This window comes from Corynebacterium sp. HMSC055A01, assembly GCF_001809405.1.
Taxonomy (GTDB): Bacteria; Actinomycetota; Actinomycetes; order Mycobacteriales; family Mycobacteriaceae; genus Corynebacterium; species Corynebacterium hesseae.
The window spans coordinates 1,128-12,107 of the sequence record NZ_KV797593.1; the positions used below are offsets into that span (position 1 = coordinate 1,128).

The window sequence follows — 10,980 nt, forward strand, 5'->3', positions numbered from 1 at the left end:
TGTCAAGGACAAGGACGGCAAGGAGATCGATCGTGTAGTCGTTGAAGTTGAGAAGCCTGAGGCTCCGGAGACTGAGAAGCCTGACTGGAAGGACGACTCCGGTAAGCCTGGTGACAAGGTTGAGATCCCGAATAACGGTGGCAAGGTGCAAGACGGCACCACCGTTGAGACCGAGGGTCCGGGTAAGGCTGAAATCGATAAGGACGGCAAGCTGATTGTCGACGTCGATAAGGGCGCTAAGCCTGGTGACAAGGTCGTCGTTGTTGTCAAGGACAAGGACGGCAAGGAGATCGACAAGGTAGTCGTTGAGGTTGAGAAGCCGGGTGCTTCGTCCGATGGATCTGGTTCCTCTGACCTGTCGTCTAACCTGTCCCAGCGTTGCATCAACACTGGTTTGGGTGTTGGTATCCCGCTGTTGTTCCTGATTCCGGTTGGTCTGGCTTCCCAGATGAATATTCCGGGTCTGAAGGACTTTGTTGCTCCGATTAACAAGCAGATTCAGGATCTGAATACTCAGCTGCAGAAGCAGGCTGGTGTGTTTAATGGTCCGCTGGCTGGCAAGGTTGCTGGTATCGATGCGCAGCTGAAGCGCTTCGGTGCTGAGTATCAGCAGGTTGCTGGTGCTGTGGCTCTGATTGCTGCTGGTGCTCTGGCTATCGGCCTTATTGCTGATGCTTGTGCTCCGGGCGCAGGTTCCTCCAACGGTTCTTCCAAGTAGGAGTAACGCAGGATGTGTTTCCTCTAATAACACCGCCCTGGGAGGTGCGTTAACCTCCCGCCCAACTTGAGAGTTGATGACCTAGGCCAATGCTGCCGGAGCTCAAAGCTTCGGCGGTGTGGCCTGGTTCATTGCTCGATTGTGTTTGTTTGATAGTTCCGAAATACACCCCGTTATTTCACATAGTCTTGGGTCTCTGCCGAAGCTTTTCCTTTCCTTAAGCTGTAAGAGTGGAGGCTCATGGCCGCCGGATTTTTGCCGGTGTGCAGGCACCCCGTCGCGTAGGTCAGAGGACGCGACGGGGTGCTTTAGTTTTCTGCAGGGTGAGTCCTAATGCGGCTTTGCTCATCAGGTAGAGGTAGATGTGCTCTTGTGGGTGGGGCTTGCTAAGCTGACTATGCTTTTGAAGAGCATCTAGCCAGCGCTTTTGGTAGCTGGTGGCTTTAATTACACATCGTCACGGGTGCTTCCTCGTTGACCGCGATTGTGCTTAGTCCGGTTTCACTTCACTTGTGTTCTCCGGGTTTTGCGTGGGTTAGTTGAGGAGGCTGAGACGCCGCAGTGCAGCGGCGAACCGTCGAACCTGATCCGGATAATGCCGGCGAAAGGGAGGAATAATGAACTCTGTATCTCATGGCGCGTCTGTTAATGACGGCGCAACTGCGAATGGTGCTGCCCCGCGCAAACTGAACTGGCGCATTGTTGACATCGTGGTGGCTTCGGTGCTGGGCGTGGCGTGCGGATTCGTGTTCCTGGCATGGAACACGGTGGGATATGCCTGGTTTGAAGCTATGAATTCGCTCACGCCGGGCCTGGGTGGAATTGCTACCGGCATCTGGTTGATTGGCGGCGTCATCGGCGGATTGGTTATTCGCAAACCGGGTGCGGCACTCTACGTGGAGTTGCTGGCGGCCATCGTGTCCGCGGTGCTGGGCTCCCAGTGGGGTCCGAGCACTGTGTACTCCGGCATTGCCCAGGGCATTGGAGTAGAGATTGTCTTGGCTATCTTCCTCTACCGCCGCTTTGGCCTGGGCATCGCGATGCTCGGCGGCATGGCTGCGGGCTGGGGCGCGTTTGTGCTGGAGCTGTTTACCTCCGGAAACCTGGGCAAGACCCTGCAGTTCAACATCATCTACTTGGTAACGCTGAGCATCTCCGGCGCTGTGTTGGCGGGAGCTGTGGGCTATTTCGTGGTTCAGGCACTTGCAAAGACCGGTGCGCTGGACCGCTTCGCGGTTGGGCGCGAGCAGCACAGGGCTTAGACGAGTGTTGGTTTAAGTGTTGGTTTAGTTGATGGCTGATCTGGGTAGTACTGGGGCCACGAAGCTTGTGGCTCGTGGCTATGGCTGGACGCACGCGGGGAGGCGTGCGCCGGCGCTGGCTGATATTGACTTGGTTGTATCGCCGGGGGAGAAGGTGCTGCTGTGTGGTGATTCCGGGTCCGGGAAATCCACCTTGCTGGCGGCCATTGCGGGTGTGCTTGGTGGGGATGATGAAGGTACCCGCGAAGGTGAGATTCTTCTGGAGGATGCCACCGGGCACGTCGAGCCACCCGGGCGCACGATTCCGGTGGGGCTGGTGCTGCAGGACCCAGACTCGCAGGTCATTGCTGCACGCGTTGGTGATGACGTGGCCTTTGGCTGCGAGAATCTGGCTTATCCGCGTCCTGAGATTTGGCAGCGGGTGTCTGCGGCGCTATCGATGGTGGGTCCTGATGTTGACTTGTCGTTCCCCACGGAGCGTCTCTCCGGAGGGCAGAAGCAGCGCCTAGCTTTAGCTGGTGTTATTGCGATGGGGGCGGGCATGGTGCTGCTCGATGAACCCACTGCGAACCTCGACCCAGAAGGCGCGCTGGAAGTCATCGAGGCGGTGTCCACCATGGTGGAGCGCACCGGCGCGACTCTCATCGTGGTCGAGCATCAACACGCGGCGTGGGAAGGGGTACTCGACCGCGCGATTGAGCTCAAGGACGGGCGCATCGTCGCTGACGGTCCGGTGGATAGCGTTGTCGCTCAGCGTTCGGTGATCGGCCTGCCGCAGGCGCGGGGGGACGGGGAGACGTCGCCAAGCAGCGCTGGGGGAGTGCCGGAATCGGCGGCGCTGTGGAGCACCGACTTGGTCACCCGCTTCGGGCCGCCGCGCAGCTACGCGTTGCCGCGGGGGAAATCCACGGTGATTACCGGGCCGAATGGTGCGGGCAAGACCACGTGGCTGATGACGGTGGCGGGGCTGCTTCCGGCAGTGTCCGGAGAGATTGGTGTGACAGAGTACGTGCGGCGGGGGCTTAAGGGCTCGCCGTTGACGTGGAAGTCACGGGAGTTGGCGGACCGCATTGGGTTTGTCTTCCAGAACCCCGAGCACCAGTTCGTTGCCCGCACGGTGGCGGAGGAGCTGCGCGTGGCACCGCGGGTCATGCGCCGCGAGGTGCCAGAGAAGCGGATTGATCAGCTCGTGGAGTCGCTGCGCCTGGGGCATGTGCTCAACGCCAATCCGTTTACGCTCTCCGGAGGGGAGAAGCGCAGGTTGTCCGTGGCCACGGCGTTGGTCACCGCACCCGAGGTGTTGCTCCTTGATGAGCCCACCTTCGGCCAAGATCCCCACACCTTCACCGAGCTGGTGTGGTTGCTGCGGCGCATGGCGGATGAGGGGACGACAATTGCCTCGGTGACCCATGATCCGTTATTCATTTCTGCGTTGGGTGACCACCGAGTGGAGGTGAGCCGTGGCTAGTACAAATCTTTTGCGCGGGATGAATCCGCTATCGCGCATCTTCCTGATGTTCGTGTGGGTTACGCCCTTGTTGCTCTCCGTGGATTGGGTCTCTGCGGCCGTGTCCTTGGGAATGACGCTGCTCTTCGCGCCGCTGTGTGGGGTGTCGTGGACGCGGTTGTTTAAAGCCGGTTGGTTCCTCTTTCTTATTGCGCCGCTGTCGGGAATCTCGATGCTGCTCTACGGGGAGCCCGGCGGGCGGGAGTACTTCAGCTGGTGGCTGATGACGGTCACGGATAACTCGCTGGAGCTGGCCCTCGCCATCACCCTGCGCGTGCTGGCGGTGGCGCTGCCCATGGTGGTGTTGGCGCGGGATATTGACCCGACGGAGCTTGGTGACGCCCTCTCCCAGATCCTCAAGCTTCCCTCCCGCTTTGTCATCGGGGCAGTGGCCGGGGTGCGCATGATGACGCTGTTCAAATCCGACTGGCAGTACCTCGCCATGGCGCGGCGCGCGCGTGGGCTGAGCGACGAAGGCCGCATCAAACACCTCATCACCATGTCCTTCGGCCTGTTGGTGCTAGCCCTGCGCCGCGGAGGCAAGCTGGCCACGGCGATGGAGGCGCGCGGGTTTGGCCGCACCCCGCCGGGCGGTGGCCAGCGCACGTGGGCGCGGCCCTCCCGCCTAGTGGTGCGGGACTGGCTGGCCATGGCGGTGGGAGCGGGCCTTGCGGCGCTACCGGTGGTAGTTTCGGTTCTCAGTGGGTCCTGGAGATTATTTGGACTCTAGGACGAACTCTCGCAACGCTGCACGCTAGACGTACCCAGAAGTGGTGAAAGAACACATGCAGGACACGGACCGCACGGACCATCGGGAAGGCGGTAAGGACACTGCCGATACCATCGCTGCGGAGATGGACAGGCTCTTAAACGATGTGCTGTCGCTCGCCGCAGCGCGCAAGCGCCCGATGCGCCCGGTCACCGTGCTTATCGACGGCCCCTCCGGCGCCGGCAAGACCTGGACCGCTGCGGCCCTGGCGGAGCGTACCGGGTGGCGGGTAGTCCACCTGGACGAGTTTTACCCCGGCTGGCACGGCTTGGAGGAAGGCTCCAACATGGTGGCGGAGCAAGTGCTGCGGGAAAACAATCCGGGGTATTGGCGCTGGGATTGGGAAGCCAACGCGCCGAAGGATTGGGCCAGCCTGGATGAGCGCGATGATCTGATCGTCGAGGGCGTGGGTTCAGTCACGGAGGCTACCGTGGACGTCGCCAAGCAGCGCGGCTGCGTGGTGACCGTGCGCATCGACGGCCCACGCGAGAAGCGCCGCGAGCGCGCCCTCGAGCGTGACCCCGGTTATGAAGAGTGGTTCGAAACGTGGGAGCGGCAGGAAAAAGAGCACTTTGCCGAACGCGCAGTAGACGCGGACCTGACCTGGGAGTGGCGCTAGTACACACCGGTTGCTGGGGCAACTAGAGGAGCCACAAGCCGGATTTGGGCGGATCAGCGCGCTGGTGGTAGTCTGTCCAAGGTTTCATCTTTATGGATGAAAAGTCTGATCGATATCTCAGCCGGCATCTGGCTGAGGAACGTTCTGGACATGCGGTAGGGCCCCGGAGAAGAGCCCCTATTTTTGCATGTTTGGGCGAGTCACACGGTCAGTTCAAGCCGAAGTCATAGAGAAAGACTAGATTTATGCCAACTATTCAGCAGCTGGTCCGCAAGGGCCGCCACGACAAGAAGGCCAAGGTTGCTACGGCCGCCCTGAAGGGCTCCCCGCAGCGCCGCGGCGTGTGCACCCGCGTGTACACCACCACCCCGAAGAAGCCGAACTCGGCTCTGCGTAAGGTCGCCCGTGTGCGCCTGACCTCCGGTATCGAGGTTTCCGCCTACATCCCGGGCGAGGGCCACAACCTGCAGGAGCACTCCATGGTGCTCGTCCGCGGTGGTCGTGTGAAGGACCTCCCGGGTGTTCGCTACAAGATTATCCGCGGCGCACTGGATACCCAGGGCGTGAAGGACCGTAAGCAGGCTCGTTCCCGCTACGGCGCAAAGAAGGGACAGTAATCAACAATGCGTAAGAATGCTGCACCGAAGCGTCCTGTAGTTAAGGACCCGGTTTACAACTCCGAGCAGGTCACCATGCTCGTCAACAAGATCCTCCAGGACGGCAAGAAGTCCACCGCTGAGCGCATCGTCTACGGTGCTCTCGAGGCTTGCCGCGAGAAGACCGGCACCGATCCGGTCGGCACCCTGGAGAAGGCCCTGGGCAACATCCGCCCGGACCTCGAGGTTCGCTCCCGCCGTGTTGGTGGCGCTACCTACCAGGTCCCGGTTGAGGTTAAGCCCGCCCGTTCCAACACCCTGGCTCTGCGTTGGTTGGTGACCTTCACCCGCCAGCGTCGTGAGAACACCATGATCGAGCGTCTCGCAAACGAGATCCTCGATGCATCCAACGGCCTTGGCGCTTCCGTTAAGCGTCGTGAGGATACTCACAAGATGGCTGAGGCCAACCGCGCCTTCGCCCACTACCGCTGGTAATACCTGCGGTATAACCCGCCACACGGCATTATGGCTCGAACAGCGATATCATCGTTTACCTGCGCTGACAGTGCGTGCTCGCGCTCCCTTCGGCGGAGCAGCGCACGCTAGTCGGTGCGGAACCTAAACCTTAATAGCGTTGTTCGGGCCATTTTTTATGGCGTAGGGCTTAAAGCCCTGCGACCTCACGCTGACGCGAAAGCCTGGACGTGGCAAAATAGACCAAGACCTATCCATGAAGACGTCATTTTATGTGAGTCGGTCACAAGCTGGCTCGGGCGTCGACGACAATTAAGTTGGGGTATTTACTGTGGCACAACAAGTGCTTAAGGACCTGAACAAGGTCCGCAACATCGGCATCATGGCTCACATCGATGCTGGTAAGACCACTACGACTGAGCGTATTCTCTTCTACACCGGCATCAACCGTAAGGTCGGCGAGACCCACGACGGTGCCTCCACCACCGACTGGATGGAGCAGGAGAAGGAGCGCGGCATCACCATTACGTCCGCCGCCGTTACCTGTTTCTGGAAGAACAACCAGATCAACATCATCGACACCCCGGGTCACGTTGACTTCACCGTTGAGGTTGAGCGCTCCCTGCGTGTTCTCGATGGCGCTGTTGCCGTCTTCGACGGTAAGGAAGGTGTGGAGCCGCAGTCCGAGCAGGTGTGGCGTCAGGCCGCTAAGTACGACGTTCCGCGTATCTGCTTCGTCAACAAGATGGACAAGATGGGTGCGGACTTCTACTTCACCGTCCAGACCATCATCGACCGCCTCGGCGCTAAGCCGTTGGTTCTGCAGCTGCCGATCGGCGCTGAGGATGACTTCGACGGCGTCGTCGACCTCATCGACATGCAGGCCTTGACCTGGCGCGGCAAGGTCGAGACCGGCACCGAGCCCACCATCGAGGAGATCCCTGCCGACCTGCAGGAGAAGGCAGAGGAGTACCGCGAGAAGCTGCTCGAGGCCGTTGCTGAGTCCGACGAGGCCCTCATGGAGAAGTACTTCGGTGGCGAGGAACTGACCAAGGAAGAAATCCAGACCGCCATCCGCAAGATGACCGTCGCCTCTGAGATCTACCCGGTTCTGTGTGGTACCGCTTACCGCAACAAGGGCATCCAGCCGCTTCTCGACGCCGTCGTAGCCTACCTCCCGAACCCGCTCGACGTCGGTGAGATCACCGGCCACGCTGTGGGCAACGAGGATGAGGTCATCACCCGTAAGCCGTCCGTGGAATCCCCGTTCTCCGCACTGGCCTTCAAGATTGCTGCTCACCCGTTCTTCGGTCAGCTGACCTTCACCCGCGTGTACTCCGGCCAGGTTCTGCCGGGCACCGAGGTTATGAACTCCACCAAGGGTAAGAAGGAGCGCATCGGCAAGCTGTTCCAGATGCACGCCAACAAGGAGAACCCGGTGGAGCAGGCGGATGCCGGCAACATCTACGCCGTCATTGGTCTGAAGGAAACCACCACCGGTGACACCCTGTGTGACAAGGACAACCAGATCATCCTGGAGTCCATGGACTTCCCGGACCCGGTTATCAAGGTCTCCATCGAGCCGAAGACCAAGGCCGACCAGGAGAAGCTGGGTACCGCTATTCAGAAGCTGGCTGCCGAGGACCCGACCTTCACTGTCGAGCTCGACGAAGAGACCGGCCAGACCGTTATCGGCGGCATGGGCGAGCTCCACCTCGACGTCCTGGTGGACCGCATGAAGCGCGAGTTCAAGGTTGAGGCAAACATCGGTAACCCGCAGGTTGCCTACCGCGAGACCATCCGCAAGAAGGTCGAGTCCCTGGACTACACCCACAAGAAGCAGACTGGTGGTTCCGGTCAGTTCGCAAAGGTCATCGTCACCATCGAGCCTTACAACCCGGATCCGGAAGAGCTGGAAGAGGGCGAGTCCGCAACCTACAAGTTCGAGAACGCCGTCACCGGTGGCCGCGTTCCGAAGGAGTACATCCCGTCCGTCGACGCTGGTATCCAGGACGCTATGCAGTACGGCTTCGTCGCTGGCTTCCCGCTGGTGAACATCAAGGCCACCCTCGAGGACGGCGCTTACCACGACGTCGACTCCTCTGAGATGGCCTTCAAGCTGGCCGGTTCTCAGGTCCTCAAGGAGGCCGTCGCCAAGGCTAAGCCGGTTCTGCTCGAGCCGATCATGGCCGTTGAGGTCGTCACCCCGGAGGAGTACATGGGCACCGTCAACGGTGACATCTCCTCCCGTCGTGGCCAGGTCTTCGCCATGGAGGATCGCTCCGGCGCCAAGGTGGTTAAGGCTAAGGTTCCGCTGTCCGAGATGTTCGGCTACATCGGTGACCTGCGTTCTTCCACCGCAGGCCGTGCAAACTTCACCATGGTCTTCGATTCCTACGCTGAGGTTCCGTCCTCCGTGGCTCAGGCCATCATCGAGGAGCGCACCGGCGCCAAGGCCTAAGGTTTAAGGGGGTCCGATGGACTCCCTACCTTGTGGGGCTGGTAGTCTTCGCCAGTAGGCACCAGCCCCAGCGCTGGGGAGGTAGCGGTCCGCTGAGTGCGTAAACATTTTGCGCGTTGAGCCGGCCGTTACCCTCCCAGGATCCTTTAAATTGATTCTTGTCGAGGGTCAACGTCCGCACCTGATGGGCGGGGTTACCTCCTATTTGGGCAGTTTGAAAAAACTGCGGCATAAATCTAGGATCGTGTAACTGGCACGTAAGAAAGCGTCATTAGCGCTTATGAGCTTCGGCTCGAAGTGCCAATGGCAATACAAACCACGTGGCTGCGAAATACGTAGCCGCCATAGAGTCCAGGAGGACAAACAGTGGCAAAGGAGAAGTTCGAGCGTACGAAGCCGCATGTGAACATCGGCACCATCGGACACGTCGACCACGGCAAGACCACCACCACCGCAGCGATCACCAAGGTTCTGGCTGACGCTTACCCGGAGGAGAACACCGCTTTCGCCTTCGACATGATCGACAAGGCTCCTGAGGAGAAGGAGCGCGGTATTACCATCAACATCTCCCACGTTGAGTACTCCACCCCGAAGCGCCACTACGCACACGTGGACGCCCCGGGCCACGCCGACTACATCAAGAACATGATTACCGGCGCTGCTCAGATGGACGGTGCCATCCTGGTTGTTGCTGCAACCGATGGCCCGATGCCGCAGACCCGTGAGCACGTGCTCCTCGCTCGCCAGGTTGGCGTTCCGTACATCCTCGTTGCACTGAACAAGTGCGACATGGTTGACGATGAGGAAATCATCGAGCTCGTCGAGATGGAGATCCGCGAGCTGCTCGCCGAGCAGGACTACGACGAGGAAGCTCCGATCGTTCACATCTCCGCTCTCAAGGCTCTCGAGGGTGACGAGAAGTGGGCACAGTCCATCGTTGACCTGATGCAGGCTTGCGATGACTCCATCCCGGATCCGGAGCGCGAGCTGGACAAGCCGTTCCTGATGCCGATCGAGGACATCTTCACCATTACCGGCCGCGGTACCGTTGTTACCGGCCGTGTTGAGCGTGGTTCCCTGAACGTCAACGAAGACGTTGAGATCATCGGTATCCGCGACAAGGCTACCTCCACCACCGTTACCGGTATCGAGATGTTCCGCAAGATGATGGACTACACCGAGGCTGGCGACAACTGTGGTCTGCTTCTGCGTGGTACCAAGCGTGAGGACGTCGAGCGTGGCCAGGTTGTCATCAAGCCGGGCGCTTACACCCCGCACACCAAGTTCGAGGGTTCCGTCTACGTCCTGAAGAAGGAAGAGGGCGGCCGCCACACCCCGTTCATGGACAACTACCGTCCGCAGTTCTACTTCCGCACCACCGACGTTACCGGCGTCATCAAGCTGCCTGAGGGCACCGAGATGGTTATGCCGGGCGACAACGTTGAGATGTCTGTAGAGCTCATCCAGCCGGTCGCTATGGACGAGGGCCTGCGCTTCGCTATCCGCGAGGGCTCCCGCACCGTCGGCGCTGGCCGCGTTACCAAGATCCTCGACTAATTCTCGCTAGGGCCTAAGGCCCTTCCTGATTAGCAGGTCTGAAAGCCGCTCAATCCCTGTTGGGGTTGGGCGGCTTTGGTGATCGCGGGCCGACTAGGCTTAAGTGTCATGTTTGACCCAACCCGCATTGACCGCACCCTCGCCGCCCTGCGCGCTGCGTGGGAAGGCCAGCCGGATCTTCCCTTGGGAACCCTGTTTGGCATGCTGGCGGCTGAAGGGTACGGCTGGGGCGTGCCTGACGACGACCTCACGGCCCGCTTGGAGTCCATGGCCGCCGTCCACCCACCGCTTGTGCCTCTCGACGCCAACCTCGTCGCCGAAGGCCTCTGGCTCGTCATCACGCCATCTCATCGGGTGACGTTGGCTCCTCAGGTTCCCACCGCATCCACCTCGACGCAGCCGTCCACCGCACCAGCCCCGACTCAACACCGGGCGAACATCGAGCTCACTTCTCCGTCCGATTGCGTGGCGGTTGTACGCCCCGTGTCTAAGGATGGCCAGCTCGGGCAGCCGGTGGCTTGGCGAGTTTCTGCGCTGCGGCCTGTCGGTCCCGGCCGGCCGCTCGTCATAGCCGATGCCGAGGGCTTTGAGCACCGGTTCGGTGTTGTCGAGTCCGTCACCCGCCTGCGCGAGGACCATCGAGCCCTGTCAGGCCTCAAGCGCCGAAGCGTGGGGGACCGCGTGTGGTTCATCCGCACCGACGCGGAAACAATCCTCCTCGACCACGGACTGCACATCATCGCGCGCAAGAATCGAGAGCTTGTCCGCACCGACTTCTCCTGGCACCGCATCGAGGAGGGCGAAGTCGGAAAACCTTTCCGTGTCCACCTCTCGCGCGGCACCATGCACACGTTCGGCACCATAAGGGAACTCATCCTCGCGGAGTCTGAGCCGTGGAGCTCCTCCGAGTAGTCCTGTCTTTACGTGGACCGCGACTAGGGATCACCGGTGCGCCCGTCAACCATCTTTCGGTTGGCGGGTTTGGCCCTTTAAGGGCTTAACTCCCGGCAGGAAGCG

At 60.6% G+C, this 10,980-nt stretch carries 9 protein-coding genes, 1 pseudogene and 1 riboswitch; all 10 genes and pseudogenes read left to right on the plus strand.

Going from position 1 to position 10,980, the window contains the following annotated elements:
- A pseudogene (locus tag HMPREF2604_RS11105) lies at nucleotides 1-718 on the plus strand (hypothetical protein); the annotation flags it as partial.
- Nucleotides 719-1,167: 449 nt separating this feature from the next.
- Nucleotides 1,168-1,347, plus strand: a riboswitch (TPP riboswitch).
- Complete coding sequence (locus tag HMPREF2604_RS11110) at nucleotides 1,336-1,980, plus strand: ECF transporter S component (RefSeq protein WP_070521793.1); 645 nt, start codon at nucleotides 1,336-1,338, stop codon at nucleotides 1,978-1,980. It overlaps the preceding riboswitch by 12 nt.
- 31 nt (nucleotides 1,981-2,011) lie before the next feature.
- Nucleotides 2,012-3,448, plus strand: a complete 1,437-nt coding sequence (locus tag HMPREF2604_RS11115) for an ABC transporter ATP-binding protein (protein WP_070565418.1) — start codon at nucleotides 2,012-2,014, stop codon at nucleotides 3,446-3,448.
- Nucleotides 3,449-3,467: 19 nt separating this feature from the next.
- Nucleotides 3,468-4,217, plus strand: a complete 750-nt coding sequence (locus HMPREF2604_RS11120; protein ID WP_070565420.1) for an energy-coupling factor transporter transmembrane component T family protein — start codon at nucleotides 3,468-3,470, stop codon at nucleotides 4,215-4,217.
- A gap of 55 nt (nucleotides 4,218-4,272) precedes the next feature.
- On the plus strand, nucleotides 4,273-4,875 hold the full coding sequence (locus HMPREF2604_RS11125; protein WP_070565422.1) for an isopentenyl transferase family protein: 603 nt from the start codon (nucleotides 4,273-4,275) through the stop codon (nucleotides 4,873-4,875).
- Nucleotides 4,876-5,120: 245 nt separating this feature from the next.
- On the plus strand, nucleotides 5,121-5,492 hold the full coding sequence (gene rpsL, locus HMPREF2604_RS11130) for a 30S ribosomal protein S12 (RefSeq protein WP_005286791.1): 372 nt from the start codon (nucleotides 5,121-5,123) through the stop codon (nucleotides 5,490-5,492).
- Between the two features lie 6 nt (nucleotides 5,493-5,498).
- Nucleotides 5,499-5,966: a 30S ribosomal protein S7 gene (gene rpsG, locus HMPREF2604_RS11135; RefSeq protein ID WP_070521784.1), complete on the plus strand. Its 468-nt coding sequence runs from the start codon at nucleotides 5,499-5,501 to the stop codon at nucleotides 5,964-5,966.
- Between the two features lie 310 nt (nucleotides 5,967-6,276).
- Entirely contained in the window at nucleotides 6,277-8,406 is a 2,130-nt protein-coding gene (gene fusA, locus HMPREF2604_RS11140) for an elongation factor G (RefSeq protein WP_070565424.1), read from the plus strand.
- Between the two features lie 366 nt (nucleotides 8,407-8,772).
- Nucleotides 8,773-9,963: an elongation factor Tu gene (tuf, locus tag HMPREF2604_RS11145; protein WP_070521778.1), complete on the plus strand. Its 1,191-nt coding sequence runs from the start codon at nucleotides 8,773-8,775 to the stop codon at nucleotides 9,961-9,963.
- A gap of 108 nt (nucleotides 9,964-10,071) precedes the next feature.
- On the plus strand, nucleotides 10,072-10,875 hold the full coding sequence (locus HMPREF2604_RS11150; protein WP_070565426.1) for a hypothetical protein: 804 nt from the start codon (nucleotides 10,072-10,074) through the stop codon (nucleotides 10,873-10,875).
- The last annotated feature ends 105 nt before the right edge of the window (nucleotides 10,876-10,980 follow it).